This window comes from Adlercreutzia sp. (assembly GCF_056795635.1).
In genome coordinates, this window is sequence record NZ_JBQIIT010000022.1 from 1 (window position 1) to 18,309 (window position 18,309).

The following is an 18,309-nucleotide window of genomic DNA, read 5'->3' on the forward strand; positions in this document are numbered from 1 at the left end:
AGACGACGCCATGACGCCGCCCTTCTTCACGGCGTCGTTGAGCATGGCCAGCGCCGCCGTGGTGCCGGGGCCGCCGCACTGGCCCACGCCGATGGCCTCCAGGATCTCGGCCACGGAATCGCCCTCGGTGGGCGTGGGCGCGAGCGACAGGTCCAGAATGCCCTGCTGCACGCCGAGGCGGCGGCTCGCCTCGCGGGCCATGAGCTCGCCGGCGCGCGTGATTTTGAACGCGGTCGCCTTAATGGCCTCGGCGACGGTGGTAAGGTCGGCCTCCTTCGGCAGGTCGGCCAGCACCGCGCGCACCACGCCGGGGCCCGACACGCCCACGTTCACCACCTCGTCGGTCTCGCCGGATCCGTGGAAGGCGCCGGCCATGAAGGGGTTGTCCTCCACGGCGTTGCAGAACACCACGAGCTTGCCGGCGCCTATGCACTGCTTATCGGCGGTCAGCTCGGCGGCCTGCTTGATGATGCCGGCCATCTTAAAGGCGGCGTCCATGTTGATGCCGGCGCGCGTGCTGCCCACATTCACGCTGGCGCACACGCGCTCGGTTTCGGCGAGCGCGCGCGGAATTGAGTTCATCAGCTTGTGGTCGGCCTTGGTGGCCCCCTTGTGCACGAGTGCCGAGAAGCCGCCCACGAAATCGACGCCCACCTCGGCGCCGGCGCGGTCCATGGCGCGGGCGATGGGGGAAAGGTCGTCGGCGGTCACGGCCGCGCAGATTTCCGCGATGGGCGTGACCGAGATGCGCTTGTTCACGATGGGGATGCCGAACTCGCGCTCAAGCTGTTCGGCGGTGGGAACCAAATGCTCGGCGGCCGAGGTCATGCGGTCGTACACCTTGTCGGCCAGCTTGTTGACGTCGGCATCGACGCAGCCACGCAGGTTGATGCCCAGCGTAATAGTGCGAATGTCCAGGTTCTGCTTGGACACCATGGCTAAAGTTTCGGCGACCTCTGCGGGGGTAATCTGCATGGAAAGCTCCTTTGCGGTAGAGCGCCAGTGCGCGGGGAGGCGCCTCGGCGCGAATTGCCTCTGCACAGTCTAGCAAATCGGAAGCGCCCCCGCCGCCCGCCGGACGCAGACGGCACCTTGGGAGGCAAGGGGCGCAAAGGCGCTTGCGACGGGTGCACCCCCTAAGCGGGGTGGCAGGGAGTGCGAAGTTGCCGGAGGGGTTTCCTGGCTTTATTCCGGCAACTCCACTATCAGTGATTCGGGGAACTCATCGGGCTTCAAAAACGAAATCATATACCAGGGCATATAGGCGATGGTGCACTCGATATCGCGCCCCTCGGGGATGCTTGCTTCCACGGCGGTGTTCTCGCGGCAGAACACGTAGGCGAAATCAAGCCCCCAGCTTTTCACCTTCATAACGTTGTCCAGCGAGGCATGGGCGCGGAAGATACGGCCCGACTTTGCCTCGATGGGGATGATTTTTTCGTCCTTCTGTACCACGAAGTCAATCTCGCCGTGTTTGGCCTTTTCGTAGTACAGGGTATCGAACCCGTTGGCGGTGAGAATTTGGGCGAAGGCATTCTCCAGTATGGCGCCCCAGTTGATGTCGAGCTTGCCTTGCAGCACCTTGAATTGCACGCTTGGGCCCAGCATGGCCATGAGAAGCCCCGTGTCGCAAAGGAAGAGCTTGAAGACGCTGTGCTGTCTGTTGAGAAGCAACGGCGCCACGAGCTCGGTCACATTGAAGCAGGGTAGTGCTACTCCGGCATCGGCGAGCCAAATGAAGTCGCTCTCGTAGCGTTCGGTGCGTGCCGATTTCGCGAGATCGGAAAGCTTAAAGCGCTTGTTCTTTTTGCTGAGCTCGGCAGGAATGGCGTCGAAGATGGCCTTGACGTGCGCCTTGTTGCGTGCGTACTTGGAAATGTCGGCCCGGTAGAGCCTCAAGATATCGCTTTGAACGCGATGCACCTGGGCCATGTCGCGCGTTTCAACGAATTTCGCTACGGCGGCGGGCATGCCGCCCACTACCAGGTAATAGCGAAACAGCTCCATGAGTTTGTTGTGAATGACTTCGGGCAGCGCTGACTCCTGTTGAAAACAATCGCGAGCCGTTTCGAGTGCAATGCTGTTTTCGCCGAGCGCCTGGCAGAACTCTTCGAATGAGAGCGGGTAGAGCCGTAACTCGCTTTCGTAACCAACGGGCAGGGAGGGAACGCTCTCGTAGGTGACGCCAAGAAGTGAACCCGATTCAATGTAGTCGAAGCGCCCGTCTTCCACCAGGAATTTTATGGCGGTACGTGCCTGGGGGCATTCCTGTATCTCGTCGAAGAAGATGAGAGTGTCGCCTGGAACAAATTCCGTTTCCGTGAACGATGAGAGGAGGGGAATGAGTGTTTTGGCGTTGAGGCTCCCCTTGAAGATATCTTTTGCCTCGGGAGTGTTTGCAAAGTTGATTTCGACGAAGGTGCCGTAGTTGTTTCGACCGAACTCGCGCACGAGATACGTTTTGCCCACTTGCCGCGCGCCGTCAACAAGAAGCGCGAGATGATGCGGCTCTCTTTTCCAACGCATAAGGCGTTCGTAGGCAGCGCGCTTTAACATGGTAGCTTCTCCTTAAGAAATGATTGTGATAAGTTTCCCGTAAAACTACCATGTTGCGACGAAAATTGCAATTTGAAATTAGCAATTTGCGACGAAAATGGAAAAGTGAAAACGTCATTTTGAGACGAAACAAGAGGATTGGATGAGGTAGTCGATCTGCTTCGACCACAAGAAGAGCGCCCGCACAGGTGCGGACGCTCTCAGGGGAGGGTAGGGAAAGCGCAAGGGGAAGGTGCGCTGTCCGTTGTGAAACGAGAGAGGTTTACAGTGTGGCGAGAATGCGGCCCACGAGCATGCCGTGGGTAATGGCCATGCCGTGGCTGATGCCGGGGGCGGGCAGCGGGTAGTCTACGAGGAATCGACCGCCCTGAGTGTTGCCCACGGTGTAGAGTCCCTCGATCACCTCGTCTTCAGTGTCGAGTACACGGAAGCCGGTATCGGTCTGTAGGCCGCCCATGTTGACAAGGATCACCGTATCGGTAAGGGGGTAGGCGTAGAAGGGGCTCTCCTCAATGGGGAACATGCGGTCGGCGCGCTTGCCGAAGTCGTTGTCACTACCAGCGCGAGCGAGTTCGTTGTAGCGCTCGATAGTGGCGGTGAGAGTAGCTTCGTCCACACCCATGGTAGCCGCGAGCTCGGCGATGGAGTTCGCCGTTTTGCCTTGCGCCTGCTCTCCCTCAAAGTAGCTGTTGAAGCCGGGAGTGTTGCCGTCTTCGTTGTCTTCAAGGGCGATGTAGGCATTCTTGCCGTAGGAGCCGTTCGGCACATCGGATGCAGATTCCACGAACCAGTTCACATTGCCATGACCGGTGTCCATGTGTTTGAGTTGGTCTTTCCAGCGGGCGTCGAAAATCTGCCAGGCAGTTTTCTTCGGCAGGCGTGACAGTTGGTTCTGGAAGGGCTGTCCTCCCACGTCTTCGTTCATAAAGCGCGCGCCAAAGACATCTACGAGCAAAAAGCCGTCCATGCCAAGGGGGCCGCCCAGGTGATGGGTCATAGGAGCGTGGGGGCCGTCTTCCATCTTCGCGCCGACCCACATGCCCATCTGGTGTCCATCGCCGGTGTTTGTTTTCTCGCCAAGGGCATCGGTGTTAGGGAAGATGCTCGTGAATCGCTCGGCCCAGGGCACGTAGTAGCTCATCATCTCTGCATTTGAAGCGTAGTCTCCCGTCGCCAGAAGTACTGCTTTGGCGGCGTTGATGCGCTTGAGGGTGCCATGGGTGTCCTCCACGATGACGCCCTCTACGCGACCGGCGTTGTTCGGGCGCACCAGTTGGCGTGCGAAGGTGGCATAGAGGAACTGGACTCCGGCATCCTCGCAGACTTTAACCATGTTCTCGATGTAGGGTCCATTGTCGGGCAGGCAGATCTGGCAGTCATCGAAGATGGGATAGAAGTTCTCGGCTACATTGGCTTCGGCTGGATGCGGCCAGTGCATCTTACGCACGCTCATAGAGGTGCCGTCGTAGGGGTCGCTTTCGGCCTCGATGACGTATTGCCCTTCGCTCGGTGCCAGATACCAGTCAAACGCCTCTCCCGAGTAGTCGGCCCACAGGTTCAGGATGCGCTGGTTGGGGCGATAGCCGCATTCCTTCATGATCTGGCCTACCACGGCATTCTTGTCGATTTTGATTCCCAGGCCTTCTTGGATTTTGCCTCCGATGCAGCCAATCTGATTAGAGCGGTATTGCCAGGTGTCGCCCTTCTCCACTACCACGATGCTCTTTGCGCCGTTTTCGACAGCGGCGCGTGCGGCGCAGATACCCGAGAGGCCGGCACCTACGATGACGATATCGGCCTCGATGGTCTCGGCAATGGCGTCGTTGGCGATGGGTTCGGGAGCCTCAAGGAAGCTCGGGGTTGCACTGGCTGTTTCTCCCGTGACGGCTGTTGGGGTGCTTGTCTGAGGAGCACAGCCGGCAAGGCCGACGGCTGCGGCGGCGCCCAATGCGGCGGTGGCTCCCAGTCCCAAGAACGTGCGACGGGAAAGGTCGGTGTGCGAAGCGGTCATCATTCCCTCCTTGTGTCCAACTTTGTACTTCATTGACGAGGGGTACGATATGTCGGGGGCGGCGTGCTGACACCGCCTCAAAAGGTTGATTTGCGCCATGGCGGCCTGGTTGCTTGCTGGAATCAACCAAAAAGGTTGATACGGGTTGATTGATTGAGGATGTGCTCTGCACATCGTCCCCTATAATAAGGGCAACAGCGATGGCGATTCAAAGACCAGGGAGGGTTATGGGAGCTCGCGCGGTGGCCGTAGGCCGCGATTTCTTCAGTGGGTATGCAGGGCTGGGGCTGTATTATGCTTGGGTGTTCATCTCGTTCAACTCATCGAGAGTGATGGGCATCGACGGGCGCGAGCTCTCAGTTATGCATGTGCTTTCCGCGGTATCGGCCATGGCAGTGTTTCTTGGCGTGATTGCGGGATTCCGCTGGCTTGTCCAGTGGTCGTTTCGTCGTGCTGTGCTTCTGCTCGTTGTGGCGGGGATGGTGGGAGCAGTTGGAACGCTTCTGTTCTCTTGGCCTCCGCTTGCTTCCAGCGTGGGGTGCGGTGAGCTGGGGGCCTTTATGACGGGTCTTGGCTGCTCGCCAGTAGTGCTTGCGTGGGGCGCTGTGTATCGTAGGCTTGAGCCTCGGCTTATGGTGCTGTTCACGTCGCTTTCTTTTGCGGAGGCCGCCCTTCTCTATGGATTGGCCGAATGGGCGGGGCAAGTAGGAGGGTCGGTGATGGTGTCGATTATGCCCCTCGCTTCGGCCCTTACCGTCATCGGCAGTGTGCAACGAGATTTTTGTGGGAGCGATACTCGTGCCTCACACAATATGTTGCGAACCTTTCTGGTTTCAGAGGGGGAGGGACGGCCATCTGTGGGCGCTGTTTTGCCCTGGCATGTGTTTGCGGGATTGGCGGCGGCGCTGTTTTCCTATGGGGGTCTCCGTGTGTGTCTCGGCGATATGGCTGCGGGTGTTTTTGCCAATGGGGCTCTGATGGTGCTGCCTATGCTGCTGGCGGTGATCGTCTTCTGCGTATACAGCGTTATCGCTTCACGTACCGCATTGAATTTGGGCGTGCTGTATCGTATGACCATTACCATATGGACTCTGGCATTCATGCTGCTCATGCTTCTAGAGCAGGGGCAGGAGGACATTGCTTTTTTCGCAGCGTCGCTCTCTTCGGTGCTCTTTGAAATTTTGACTTGGGCGTTTCTGGTTGAAACGGCGCGTGCGGCTCATGTTTCGGCGTTGCCCGTGTTTGCGGCGGGGCGATTTGCGGTGCATTTCGGCATTATTGCGGGTGAGGTGACGGCGTTTTTCTTGGCGGAAAACGTAATCGGATTTGCAGCGATAGCAGTGTGCGCGCTTGTGGTGTCAGCGGGCTTTATGTTCAAGGATCACGATACGACTTTCACGTTTGAAGGTTCTGCGACGAACGGCCCCTGCGAGGAGGAGGCCCATCGGAGGGCTTCGAATTGGTTCCGGATGCCTTGACGGAGAGGGCGAGGTCGGGAAATTCTGAATGGGTCGCGGCTGCGTTGACTAAGGAGAGCGAGAGGACGGCCAGTTTCGAGACTGCTTCGGTTGCTGGAGGAAGAGCGAGCGGCCCAGAGCACAAACCCGAGCCTTCTGCCGTGGCAGAGGCCTCTGTCGGGTCGCCTTTTGCGTATGATGAATCTTCTGCGGTATCGTTAGTGGCCGCCCCGATGATTTGCGTCAACGTATCGATGCCTTGGCGCGCCGCTGCCATCTTTCCCCTCGGGAGCGGGAGGTGTTTGCGCTGTGGGTAACGGGCCGCGGGGCGAAGTACATTCAGGAGCGGCTTGTCATTTCTCCGGCGACGGTGAAGACCCACCTCCGCCATATTTACGAAAAGTGCGGGGTGCATAGTCGTGCTGAGCTTATGAAAAGGTTGGAAGAGATCCAGTAAGTTCGCCGCCCGCCGGACGCAGACGGCACCTTGGGAGGCAAGGGGCGCAAAGGTGCTTGCGACGAAAATAGCAATTTGAAATCGCCGATGTGCGACGGAAATGGCAAAGTGAAGGAGCCGCGAATGCGAAGCGGCCCCTCGGGGAGAGGGGCCGCAGCGGGGGAGGCGCGAAGGGTTCGAGGCTCGCGGTGGCAAGGCGCGCGATGCCCGTGAGGGCCTGAGGCGCCCTTAGGCGAGTGCGGCGCTTTCGCCGGCAAGATAGGCGTGGGTGGCGGCTAGGCCGTTGGAGCCGCCGTGGAGCAGCGATTCGTAGCTGGCGCCGAAGCGATAGCCCACGGTGTTGCCGCCAGCGTACAGGCCGGGGATGGGGTCGTGGTTGGCATCGAGCACCTGCAGCTTGTCGTTGCAGCGTACGCCGGAGAGGGTGCAATAGAACAGGTACTGCATCTTCCACGCCTGGAAGGGGCCGTCGTCGATGGGGTCCAGATAGCGGGCCGCCTTCATATAGTCGGTATCGGCGCCCGCGCTGCACAGCTCGTTGTAGCGCTCGACGGTGGCGGTGAGCGTGTCGGGGTCGAGCCCGATCATCTCGGCCAGCTCGGCGATGGAATCTGCCTCGTAGTGCTCGTTTTCCTCGATCTTGAACATCTCGGCGGCCATCGCGCGGTCGTAGCCGAAAGACGAGGGCATCTCGAAGTCGTTGGTGGGGATGATCTGCCATATGACGCCGTCGTGGCCCGGCTGGTCGGCGACGATGTGGGCTGAAGTGAGGAGCGAGGTGCACTCGTTCATGAAGCGCTCTCCTTTGGAGTTTACCAACAGGTAGGGGAACGAGCGCCAGCCGGTGGTCTGCCAGGAGGCCCAGGAGCAGATCTCTTCCATCTCGGCGCCGGCCCAGCACAGCATGCGATGGCCCAGTCCGTCATCCATCTCGGTATCGGTCACCGGATCCTCCCCCATGTAGGCCTCATAGGCGTTGTTGGCCAGCGCCCACTCGGCGAAGTGCTCGGGATAGAAACGGCGCATCATGGCCTCGTTGCCGCCGAAGGAACCAGTGCACATGATGACACCCTTGGCGGCCTTGAAATAGACGGGCTCGCCGTTCTCGTTAGTGGCCACAACGCCGGTGACGCGACCGGACTCATCCTGCACGAGCACTTCGGCTTTGGTGCGGTAGTAGGTTTCCACGCCTTTGTCTTCCAGGAACTGATGGATGTTGTGGGTGAAATCGGTGAGGATATCCGTTTCCGAGAAGGCTACGCCGGTGCTGATGTAGGACGTAATCTCCTGACTGGGATCGGGGAAGATGCCCTCGAGGCTGATGGGCGCGTAGTACTGCTGATAGGGCTCTAGGAAGTCGGTCCGCAGATTGTCCAGCACCTCGCCGGAGCGCTCGCACCACAAGGCATTCAGGCGCATGTCGGAACGGTACTGAGTGAGGTTGAACATGGCGTTTGCCGTCTCCACGGGATCGTACTTCGGCAGGCCCGCCTCCAGCTGGGTTTGCGCATTGAGGAAGGAAATGGTCATGCCGCCGATGTGGGGCGATGCGTTGCGCTCGATGACCGTGACGGCGGCTCCGTTGCGCATTGCTCCATAGGCGGCCATGGAGCCGGCCAGCGCCGACCCCACGACGAGCACCTCGCACTCGATGGTTTGGGTGCAATCGTCGGGCGAGAGGGCCGGAGCGGTTCCGAGCCAGTCGTCGGTGCCGGTGGCCGGCAATTCGCTGGAAGGCGCGGGGGCGCTCGGGGCGCAGCCGGCTAGCCCGGCCAGGCCGGCCGCGGCGGTTCCGGCGGCACCGAGCTTCAAGAAGTTTCGACGAGAGATACTCATGGTCCTCCTCCGTAGGCTATGAGGCGCTCGGTGCGTGGGGCTCCGAGTCGTCTGCGGTTTACTGGTGGCGCTATTGTGGCGTGGAAACGAGGGATTCGGAAATCAGCGAATTGTTGCCCTCTTTCAACAAGGTGCGTACTTGCGTGGCTGCGGTCCGAGGGTCTATGCTTGAATGGTCTGCAATGAAGGGGTGGGGGCTGTATGGATACGAGGGTGTTCGCCTATGTGGCGAAACTTGCCGATACGGGTAGTTATGCGCGTGCGGCTCGAGAGCTATTCATCACCAAGCAGGGGCTCGCAAGCGCTATCGAACGCTTGGAGCGCTCGCTTAACGTGCCCCTGTTCGAAGCGGATCACAAGGGGGTGCGGCTAACAGAGTACGGAGAGGTCTTCTGCGCCTTCAGCCGTGCGTTTCTCGATCGTCAGAAAGCCATGAGCGAGGAGATCGAGTTGTTACGCCGCCGCGAGGAGCGTTCGGTGACGCTCGCTGCTTCGACGGGACTATTCAACGTGATCACGCGGGAGGATATCTGCGCCTTCGATGAAGAGAACGCCTTCGGGGCCTCGGTGGAGATATTGCGGGCGGTGCTCGATGGCGATTGCGAGGCTATGCTTTTAGAGAAGGCGTGTGACTTCGCGCTGTTGAATGACCCTATCCAAAATGAGCGCATTGCCAGTGTTCCTCTGCATCGAGACTCGATGTTCTTCTGGGTCGACGCCGCGCACGCCTTGGCTCAGCGAAAGACGGCGCGCCTGGCCGATGCGGCAGGGTGCGAGGTGGCCTGCCTCTCTCCCGATGAGTATGTATCTCTTGCGCCCGTTGTGGAGCGTCTTCGCACCGAGGCGCCGGATTGCCGCATCTTTTATGCCGATCAGATGATCGAGGTCCTTGAGCGAGCTCTTGAGCGCAGGGCGCTCGCTATAACCGTGCGCTCCCATGTGGGCTCCTTTCCTCACGAGGGTTTTGTGGGCGTGCCCATTGAAGACGCTTCCTGGGGATTTTCCATTGCCTACCGGTGCGATCGCTCGTTGAGCCTGTGGGACGAGGCGTTTCTGGCGCATCTGTCCAGTCTGGCCGTCTTCTGCTGACGAGCCGCCTTATCGCGTCGGAGCTTCGGCTTTTGGAAGCGCGCGAGGGGCGCGTCGGCGGCAAGCGAGTCGGCTGTCTTCTCGGCCCGCTGGTAGATGCATTCTTTTCTGCAGCGCCCTTTCGGGCCATGATGGAATGCGACAAGAAGACCCAGCAGCAAAAAGGGAACGGCAATGAATGAGAACGAGGAAGCAATGATGGCGGACGAGCGCGCGGCGATGATGGCTATGGCCTATACGGCCGACGACTACGATGTCGATGCCCACGTAGGGGCGCACGAGGCGTTGCGGCGGCTGCGCGACGGCAACCGCATCTACGTGGCGGCCCTCGACCACGAGCGCGATCTGTCGCCTGAGCGCATCCAGGACCTGTTCGAGAACGGGCAGCGTCCCTTCGCCTGCATCATCACCTGCGCCGACTCGCGCGTGGTGCCCGAGCACATCTTCATGACGGGCTTAGGCGAGTTGTTCGTCATCCGCGTGGCCGGCAACGTGGTGGGGCCGGTGGAGCTGGCCAGCGCCGTGTACGCCTGCGAGCATTTGCACACGCGGCTGCTGCTGGTGCTAGGGCACACCCACTGCGGCGCCATCAAGGCGGCCCTCGACGGCGAGCGCGGCTACGTTGCGGCCATCACCGAGCGCATCTCCGAGGCCTTGGGCGACGTGCGCGACCCTTATGCGGCCAGCGTGGTGAACGCCCGGGCGGCTGTGGCCGAGCTGGAGGCGAGCCCCGAGCTTGCCCGCCTGGCCGCCGAGGAGGGCCTGGAAATCCGCTGCGCCGTCTACCACACCCACTGCGGTGTCGTGGACTTCCTGGAAGGCGCGGCCGGCTAGGGCTCAGCCGCCCTCGGCATCGCCGCAACTTCCAAGACGGTCGCGGGGCGTGCCGATGCGCGAAGCGGGGAAGGCGCCCTGTGCCCGTCATAGGCGCCCGCCGGCTTCGCATGCTGGGTGCAAGCCCTCTCGTTTGGGAAGAGGATTATCGTAATGGCTTGCGATAAAGTGATAGAGGGGATACACTGGCGGCAATGACATTCGCGTCCATGCGCAGAGCGCGGGAAGGCGGGGGAGAGGGTTGTTCAGCGAGCTTGCCGTGGCCTACCTGTTCTTCGGCGGAGCGGGTGCGGGCGCGTGTGTGGTCTTGGGCGTTCTGGAATGCGCCAACATCGGCCGCTACGGCGCACTGCCGAGCGGGCGCGCCTCGGGAGTGATGCGGGCGTGCTCGTCCCGCTGGGCGCGGCGCCTGCGGGTTCCCCATGAGCTCCTGTCGCGCGGCTGGGTGCTGTGCCTGATTCTGCTGGGCGCCGGCTCGCTCTGCCTGCTGGCCGACGCCGGCCGTCCCGAGCGCGTGGCGGCCTTGTGGCTCGCGCCGCGCTTCTCGGTGGTCACGGTGGGCGCCTGGGCCCTGCTGGCATCGAGCGTCGCGGCTGCGTTCTTCGCGGCGGCGTCGAACGGGCTGGGGGCGCGCCTGCGCCCGGCCCCGGTGCTCGCGGCCGCGATCTTCGCCGTTGCGACCGGGTTTGTCACGGCGGCGTACACGGGCGTGCTCTTGGGCTCGCTTCCCTCGGTGCTCGCCTACCGCACGGGGGTCTTGCCGATCCTGTTCCTGCTGTCGAGTCTCTCGTGCGGTGCGGCCGTGGTGTTCGTCGCGGCGTCCCTCGTCGACTCGCGCCTGCCCTTCGGCTCGGCGCTGCGACGGCTGGGGTGCGCCGATCGCGTCATCATCCTCGCCGAAGCGGCGCTGCTGGCGCTGTTCGTCGGGGGTCAGCTGGCCGACGGGGCGATGAGGGCCGGCGCCTCGGCCCTTATCGCCGGCGACGGAGCTGTGCTGTTCTGGGTGGTGCTGGTTCTCGGCGGCCTGGCCGCTCCTTTCGTCTTGGAATGGGGCTATCCGATGGGCGATGGCCGCGTGAAGGGCCTTTGGATCGCCTTCTGCATCCTGATGGGCGCTGCGGCGCTGCGCGCGGGCGTGGTCGGGCTGGCTGCCTTCGATATTTCCCAAACGCCCGAGCTCGCATTCCAGCTGGCTGCCGCTATGCCGGGTTGAGCTGCAGGGGGGGGGAGTACGCAATTTCGGAACGGATTGAGAGGAAGGGATAGACGATGTTCGGCAGTACGAGAAGCAAGAGGACCATGCGCACCGAGCGGGAGGCTGCCTGCGGTCCTTGGAGCGACAACGAGGCCGAGATGCTTGCCGCCACGTCCTATGTGCCGCGCAAATCGTCGCGCAACGGGGCGCTCGTGTTCAGTGTCGCGGTATTTCTGGCTGCCGGTGCGGCGGTGCTCGCCTGCGGCATTGCCTTGGAGGCGCGCGTTTCCCTCGCATGTATTCTAGGTGCGCTGGCCGCGGCGCTCGTGGCGGCCTCGTCTTTGCACATCGCCCTGGGATGGGAGAAGGTAGTGGTGCTGCGCCTCGGCAAGCTGCACCGCGTGGTGGGGCCCGGCTTCTACGGCACTATCCCCATTCTGGAGTACGGCACCATTCGCGTGGATCAGCGCACCATCGCCACCCCCTTCCGCGCCGAGCGCACGCTCACGGCCGACCTCGTGCCCGTGAACATCGACGCGGTGCTGTTCTGGGTGGTGTGGGATGCCGAGAAGGCCTGCGTGGAGGTGGAAGACTACTACGCGGCCATCTCGTACCTCGCCCAGACGTCCCTGCGCGAGGCCGTGGGCCGCTCCACTGTGGCCGAGGTGGCCTTGCGCCGCGATCAGCTGGACACCGAGATCAAGGCCGACATCGAGAAGGAAGCGGCCAGCTGGGGCGTGGACATCATCTCGGTAAAAGTGCGCGACATCGTCATTCCTCCCGATCTGCAGAACGTCATGTCCTTAGAGGCCCAGGCCGACCGCGAGCGCAACGCCCGCATGACCGTAGCCAGCGCCGAAGCCGACCTGGCCGAGATGCTCACCGAGGCGGCCCAGGTCTATGGTGATCCGGAAGCGGCCCTGAAGCTGCGCACTATGCTCATGCAGTACGAGACCGTGAAGGAATCGGGCAGTGCGGTGGTGACCGTGCCCACGGCCGTGAGCGATGGTTTTGCGGAAGGGGTTTGCCGCGAGAGTGCCAGAGTCTGATAGGATACTGCCGTACCTCCCACTGAAAGAGAAACCATGAGCGCCCTCGAAACCTTTGCCCTCGACCATACGTCCGGCCTGCCCGTCTGGATCCAGATCAAGAACCGCATCGCCTACCTCATCGGCTCCGGTGCCTACGGGCCCGGCGACCGTCTGCCCACGGTGCGGGCGCTGGCGGTGGATCTGGACATCAGCTACAACACGGTGAATCGGGCCTACATGGACTTGGAGCGCGAGGGCTACATCTCCACCCGCAAGGGCCGGGGCACGTTTGTGGCCGAGCGCCACGACCTGGGGGCGCGCACCGCGTCGGATTCTCCCATCGAGCTCGTGATCGACGACATGATCCGTGTGTGCTCGAACGCGGGCTTGGCCGATGATGACATCGTGGCCATGGTAGAGGCCCGCCTGGCCCACCGCGACCTTATGCGCTAGGGCCGGCCACGCTCGGTGGCCGACCTGCGAAGAAGAGGGGAACGTCGGCCGCGTTCGCGGTGGCCTGCGGTGCCAACCTCTCGTTTTTGGCAGGCATAGAAAGTTGGTGGCCGACCCGCTCCTGCCCGCCACCGGTGCCAAGCCCCCCGTTTTTGGCAGGCGTAGAAAGTTTCCCGTCAAAAACGGGCCGTTTGGTGTCATTTTCCCTACCGAAAAACGTGGGTTTGGCATTTGTGTTCGACAAAATCCCAGGTCGCAACTAAGCCAAGCGAAGTTCCACGACACCAAACACACTGTTTTTGGCAGAAACGAGAGAGCCTGTGTCAAAAATAGCGAATCTGGTGCTTTCAATCGACGTGGAAGGGGAGAATTCCACCCTCTTCTGCCCCGCTCTACTCCACGTGGAGCCGTCCGCCCGTCTCTCCCCGCTCCGCTCCGCTCCGCCTTCCCCGCGCTGCCCTATGCGGGGCTGTCCATCCGCCTTCCCCGCGCTGCGCCGTTCCGCCTCCCCGCTCTGCCTTGCCTGGGCCCATTCCGCCCCTTGCCATGCTTTGGGGCGCGTTCTCTTTCCAACAACTCTCACCGTCGCGCCTCATCGCCGAGCTTCTCTTCCTCGCATGCGCCGTTCTCCGCGCCCATGCTGCTCTCTCGGATCCACCGTCGTTCGTTTTCACTCATTGTCACAAAAAATTGTGACAATGTCTTTATTGTCGCAATACATTGTGATAATATGGCGCCATGGGAATTTGGCCAATTCTTATGGAGAAGGAACTGGGCGTGTCAGGCTCGGTTCCGGGAGAAGGGGCCGGGCGTGTCAGGTCCGGTTCCGCAGGAAGGGGAGTCTGCTCCTGGCGGCGCCAAGGAGATGGCGGCACGGGAAGCACGCCCCCGAATTACATGAGGAGGAAAGATGACAGAGGCATATCGTGCTGCCAGCGGGCTCACGCGCCGAAGCTTTCTCAAATCAACCGGTGCTGTGGCAGCAGCCGCCGCTGCCGGGAGCGCGGGGCTGCTTGCGACGAGCGGTGTGGCCCAGGCGGTGGCCTACGAGGCGGGGCAGACTGAGGGCGACGGCGAGCAGATTTTCTGCGGCGTGTGCCGCGGTAACTGCTCCGGCACTTGCAAGCTGAACTTGCATGTCGTCGACGGTAAGATCGTCAAGACATCCAAGCGCTCCTTCAACTCGTTCCCCGACGGCCGCGTCGATCGTATCTGCCTGCGGGGTCTGAGCCAGGTCTACAACGTGTACGGGCCCAACCGCATCCAGTATCCCATGCGCCGCGTAGGCGAGCGCGGCTCCGGCGAGTGGGAGCGCATTACCTGGGAAGAGGCCATCAAGGAAATCACCGACGAATGGAAGCGCATCCAAGCGGAATACGGCGAGCAGGCCATCGCCTACACGCGCGGTTCGGGCAACTTGGGCGCTATCAGCGGCGTGGCCTCGCCCATGTACAACGTCTTCTTCAACAAGATCAACGCGAGCATGATCAAGATTGCTCGCGACCAAGCCAACACCCGCGGCATCAACCGCGTGGTGGGCAATCTGGGCGATTGGGTGCTCAACGACCCTTCCGACTTCAAGAACGCGAAGACGCTGTTCGTGTGGGGCGCCAACATCACTGACGCCCAGATTCACGACTGGCATTTTGTGGCCGATGCCCAGGATGCCGGCACCAAGCTGGTGGTCATCGATCCCATCATGACCCAACTGGCCGCTCGCGCCGACATGTGGGTTCCAGTGAAGCCCGCCACCGATGCCGCCCTGGCACTGTCCATGATGCACGTCATGGTAACCGAGGACGCGGTGAACAAGCCCTTCCTGCGCGACTCCACCTGCGCGCCGTTCCTCGTGCGCAGCGATACCGGCAAGTTCCTGCGCATGAGCGATTTGGGCGTGGAGCCTGAGGTGATCGAGGTGGAGGCAGGTGCCGTGTCGGCCGCTTCCAGCGAGAACAAGGGCGCCCAGGTGGGAAAGGCGAAGACCGTTCAGAAAATCATCGATCACCCGGCGGTGCTCGATGCCGATGGCGCGGTGAAGAGCCTGCCGGAGGCCGTCGACCCGCAGCTGAACGGTACCTACGACTTCAACGGCGTTTCCTGCCGCACGGCCTACGACCTGCTCGTAGAGGACATCATGGAGTACGCGCCGGAGAAGGCCCAGGACATCTGCGACGTTCCCGCCGAGACCATCGTGGAGCTGGCCCATCTGGCCCTGGACGGCCCCTGCACCCATCGTTTGGGCTGGGGCTCCAATTCCTACACCAACGGCGTGCATGCGGCCCATGCCAACATCACCATGGCGGCGCTCACGGGTCAGATCGGCTATCCGGGCGCCGGCACCGGTGTCGGTGACTTCAAGGCCTGCTGGGGCATCAATGCCGTGGTGAAGGGCATGACGGCAGCGAAGTACCCCATGATCTCGGCGCTCGCGCTGCCGGAGATCATGCGCACCGACAAGTGGAAGGGCGAGGATTACCCCATCCGCTCTCTGTACGTGTATGCTGGCAATCCCGTGTCCAACCAGGTGAACACCAACGAGTACATCAACGACGTCATCGGCAACATGGATCTGTACGTGGTAGCCGACTACACCTTCACCGATACGGTGAAGTACGCCGACATCGTGCTGCCGGCCTCCCATTGGTTCGAGCAGCAGGAGCTGGTGCCCATCTCCGCCACCCAGTGCTTCCTCCACAGCGAGAAGGCCATCGACCCGCTCTACGAATCCAAGAGCGACTTCGAGATCCTGAAGCTTCTGGCGGCGGGCATGGGGTACCCGGACCTCATCGATCTGACCGAGGACGAGTACATGTCCCAGGTGGTGGATACGCCGGCCCTGGGTGCTCTCGGCATCACCTACGATGCCATCAAGGAGAACGAGGACATGTACTGGTATGCGGAAAAGCCCTGGATTCCCTGGAAGAACGCCGAGTTCCGCACCGAGTCGGGCCGCATGGAGTTTTACGTGGAGAACCCCACCGTGCAGTTCGACGTGGGCCAGGAGTTCGATGAAGACCGCGAGCACCTGCCCCGCTACTTCAATCCCACCGAGGCTTACGAGGGCAGCCCCACCTGGGACAAGTACAAGCTCATCCTGCTGTCCGAGCGCCCGCGCTTCCGCGTGCATTCTATGTGGTCGGACAACGGCTACCTGCGCGAGCTGGATCCAGAGCCCACGATCAAGATGAACCCGGCCGATGCCGAGGCCCGCGGCATCGCCGACGGCGATTACGTCGAGGTGTACAACGATCGCGGCCATTGCGTGGCCCGGGCGGTGTTCAACGAGGGCATTCGCCCGGGGTGCATGGTGTACCCCAAGAGCTGGCAGCAGCACCAGCACAAGGCGGGTTGCTGGTCCGAGCTTCTGACGAGCGAATACGATCCCGTCGGTGTAAACGAGAGCTATTTCGACAACCTCGTCGAAGTGCGTGTCTGGAATGAGGAATAGCCATGGCTGAGAGCAAACTGGTTATGCTGGTGGACACCAAGCGGTGCATCGCCTGCAACTCCTGTGCCGTCGCCTGTAAGGTGGAGAACAATCTGCCCAAGGATGTGTGGTGGAACCGCGTGATGACGGTCGGCGGCCCGCATCTGGATGCCCCGAGCGGCACCTATCCCAATCTGGAAATGTACAACGTAACCGTGGCCTGCCAGCACTGCGAGAACCCGGCCTGCGTGAAGGTGTGTCCCGTGGGCGCCACCTACAAGGATCCCGAGACCGGCGTGGTGCGCCAGGATTATGACAAGTGCATCGGCTGCCGCATGTGCATGTCAGCCTGCCCCTATAACGGCGTGCGCTCCTTCAATTGGGAGGAGCCGGCCTACCATCTCGACTTCCCCGTGGGCGATCAGGATGTGGCGCCCCACCAGAAGCACGTGGTGGAGAAGTGCACCTTCTGCTGGCACCGGCTGGCGAAGGGCCTGGCGCCGGCGTGCGTCGAGGTGTGCTCGGCCCGGGCTCGTATCTTCGGCGACGCGAGCGACCCCGACTCCGAGGTGTCGCGCAAACTGAGGGAGCGGCCGGCCATGCGTCTTTTGGAGGATCGCGAGACGGAACCGTCCGTGTACTTCCTCCAGTAATGGGAAAGGAGTTGAACTATGTCTGAGTATATGCAGGGCGGTGCCCTCGCCAACGACGACCTCGATTTCTCGGCGCCCCGTGGGCGGGATCATGCTGCCGAGCGCTCGACGGCTGCGGTGAAGAGCCCGGCGTTGAACGTGGCCATCGGCGTGAGCGCCGTGGCGGTGCTGGCCGGGCTGGCGCTGTGGTTTATGCAGCTGACCGGCGGCATGGTGCAGACCGCCATGCGCAACCTCGACAGCTGGGGCCTCTACATCACGGGATTCATGTTCTTCGTAGGCCTGTCGGCCGGCGGCCTGATCATCTCGTCGGTGCCCAAGGCCCTCGGCATCCGCGGCTTCGGCGGCATCTCGAAGGTGGCCGTGTTCTCGTCCATCGCCTGCACGGTGGTCGCCATCGGTCTCGTGGTAGTGGATATGGGCCAGCCCTTCCGCGTGTGGGAGCTGTTCGTGTACTCCAATCTGGGCAGCCCGCTCATGTGGGACATCATCGTTTTGGCCACCTACCTCATCCTGTCGTGCGTGTACCTGTGGGCGCAGATCCAGGCCGAGCGCGGCAAGGTCAGCGCCGTGGCGCTGCGCATCGTCTCGGTGATCGCGCTCGTCACTGCCGTGCTCGTGCACTCGGTGACCGCCTGGATCTTCGGCCTGCAGCAGAGGCATGAGATGTGGCACACCGCCCTTCTGGCCCCCTGGTTCGTGTCCTCGGCCCTGGTGTGCGGCACAGCGCTCGTGATGGCCGTGGTCATCGGGCTGCGCCGTGCGGGCTACCTGGAGGTGGAGCAGGGCAACGTGGTGCGCCTGGCCAAGCTCCTCGGCGCCTTCGTGCTGGTGGACCTGTACTTCTTCGGCTGTGATCTGCTCACCGAGGGTTTCCCGGGCGGTGCCGGCGCTGAAGTGGTGGCCCTGCTGACCCAAGGCCCCCTGGCTCCCTACTTCTGGTTCGAGATCATCGGGTGCGCCGCGTGCGCCGTTATCTGCCTGACCCCGGCCCTGCGCCGCAACGGGCTTTTGGTGGCGGCCTCCTTGCTGGCCATCGCGGGCATCTTCTGCAAGCGCGTGCAGCTGCTGGTGGGCGGCTTCCAGATCACCAACCTCGATCTGCCCTTCGCGATGAACTCCATGAGCGTCACCTATGCCGACGGCACGCTCGCGGATGCCTACGCGAACCTCGTCTATTGGCCCACGCCGCTGGAGTTCGGCGTGACGCTGGGGGTGGTGGCCCTCGGGTTCCTCATCTTCTTCCTGGGCCTGAAGTTCCTTCCCCTGCGACCCGCCGAGAAGTAACGCCCTCTCGGCTACGGACCGGA

The 18,309-nt window shown here is 62.2% G+C and carries 14 protein-coding genes; 10 read left to right on the forward strand and 4 right to left on the reverse strand.

Going from position 1 to position 18,309, the window contains the following annotated elements; all coding sequences use genetic code 11:
- The 3 genes from ACTOXK_RS10280 to ACTOXK_RS10290 form a co-directional block, all read right to left on the reverse strand.
- The coding region (locus ACTOXK_RS10280) for a DUF711 family protein (RefSeq protein WP_482279924.1) at positions 1–975 on the reverse strand (975 nt) is incomplete at its 3' end.
- 210 nt (positions 976–1,185) lie between these two features.
- Positions 1,186–2,556 (reverse strand): ATP-binding protein, encoded by a 1,371-nt coding sequence (locus ACTOXK_RS10285; protein WP_160324486.1) that lies wholly within the window; start codon positions 2,554–2,556, stop codon positions 1,186–1,188.
- A 262-nt stretch (positions 2,557–2,818) separates the two neighbouring features.
- A complete protein-coding gene (locus ACTOXK_RS10290) occupies positions 2,819–4,567 on the reverse strand; it encodes an FAD-dependent oxidoreductase (protein WP_482276754.1) in 1,749 nt (582 codons plus the stop codon).
- A gap of 227 nt (positions 4,568–4,794) precedes the next feature.
- Between ACTOXK_RS10290 and ACTOXK_RS10295 the strand changes: the two genes are divergently transcribed.
- Both ACTOXK_RS10295 and ACTOXK_RS10300 read left to right on the forward strand, forming a co-directional pair.
- Positions 4,795–6,045, forward strand: coding sequence for a LuxR family transcriptional regulator (locus ACTOXK_RS10295; RefSeq protein WP_160324488.1), 1,251 nt, complete (start codon positions 4,795–4,797; stop codon positions 6,043–6,045).
- Between the two features lie 238 nt (positions 6,046–6,283).
- Entirely contained in the window at positions 6,284–6,481 is a 198-nt protein-coding gene (locus ACTOXK_RS10300) for a response regulator transcription factor (protein ID WP_236650637.1), read from the forward strand.
- A 228-nt stretch (positions 6,482–6,709) separates the two neighbouring features.
- On the opposite strand, the gene ACTOXK_RS10305 is transcribed toward ACTOXK_RS10300, so the two are convergent.
- The gene (locus ACTOXK_RS10305) at positions 6,710–8,317 is read right to left on the reverse strand and encodes an FAD-dependent oxidoreductase (RefSeq protein ID WP_160324501.1); all 1,608 of its coding nucleotides are present in this window, start codon (positions 8,315–8,317) and stop codon (positions 6,710–6,712) included.
- A gap of 201 nt (positions 8,318–8,518) precedes the next feature.
- Between ACTOXK_RS10305 and ACTOXK_RS10310 the strand changes: the two genes are divergently transcribed.
- The 8 genes from ACTOXK_RS10310 (at position 8,519) to nrfD (ACTOXK_RS10345) (ending at position 18,286) form a co-directional block, all read left to right on the forward strand.
- Positions 8,519–9,406, forward strand: a complete 888-nt coding sequence (locus ACTOXK_RS10310; protein WP_236650627.1) for a LysR family transcriptional regulator — start codon at positions 8,519–8,521, stop codon at positions 9,404–9,406.
- Between the two features lie 174 nt (positions 9,407–9,580).
- Entirely contained in the window at positions 9,581–10,240 is a 660-nt protein-coding gene (locus ACTOXK_RS10315; protein WP_160324491.1) for a carbonic anhydrase, read from the forward strand.
- Between the two features lie 241 nt (positions 10,241–10,481).
- Positions 10,482–11,453: an NrfD/PsrC family molybdoenzyme membrane anchor subunit gene (gene nrfD / locus ACTOXK_RS10320; RefSeq protein WP_160324492.1), complete on the forward strand. Its 972-nt coding sequence runs from the start codon at positions 10,482–10,484 to the stop codon at positions 11,451–11,453.
- A gap of 86 nt (positions 11,454–11,539) precedes the next feature.
- A complete protein-coding gene (locus ACTOXK_RS10325; protein WP_160324493.1) occupies positions 11,540–12,484 on the forward strand; it encodes a slipin family protein in 945 nt (314 codons plus the stop codon).
- A 36-nt stretch (positions 12,485–12,520) separates the two neighbouring features.
- Positions 12,521–12,919 carry a GntR family transcriptional regulator gene (locus ACTOXK_RS10330; protein WP_160324494.1) on the forward strand — a complete coding sequence of 133 codons (399 nt, stop codon included), beginning with the start codon at positions 12,521–12,523 and terminating at the stop codon, positions 12,917–12,919.
- 910 nt (positions 12,920–13,829) lie between these two features.
- Positions 13,830–16,367: a molybdopterin-containing oxidoreductase family protein gene (locus tag ACTOXK_RS10335; RefSeq protein ID WP_151430937.1), complete on the forward strand. Its 2,538-nt coding sequence runs from the start codon at positions 13,830–13,832 to the stop codon at positions 16,365–16,367.
- A gap of 2 nt (positions 16,368–16,369) precedes the next feature.
- On the forward strand, positions 16,370–16,999 hold the full coding sequence (locus ACTOXK_RS10340) for a 4Fe-4S dicluster domain-containing protein (RefSeq protein ID WP_151430939.1): 630 nt from the start codon (positions 16,370–16,372) through the stop codon (positions 16,997–16,999).
- A gap of 18 nt (positions 17,000–17,017) precedes the next feature.
- The gene (nrfD, locus tag ACTOXK_RS10345) at positions 17,018–18,286 is read left to right on the forward strand and encodes an NrfD/PsrC family molybdoenzyme membrane anchor subunit (RefSeq protein WP_482276753.1); all 1,269 of its coding nucleotides are present in this window, start codon (positions 17,018–17,020) and stop codon (positions 18,284–18,286) included.
- The last annotated feature ends 23 nt before the right edge of the window (positions 18,287–18,309 follow it).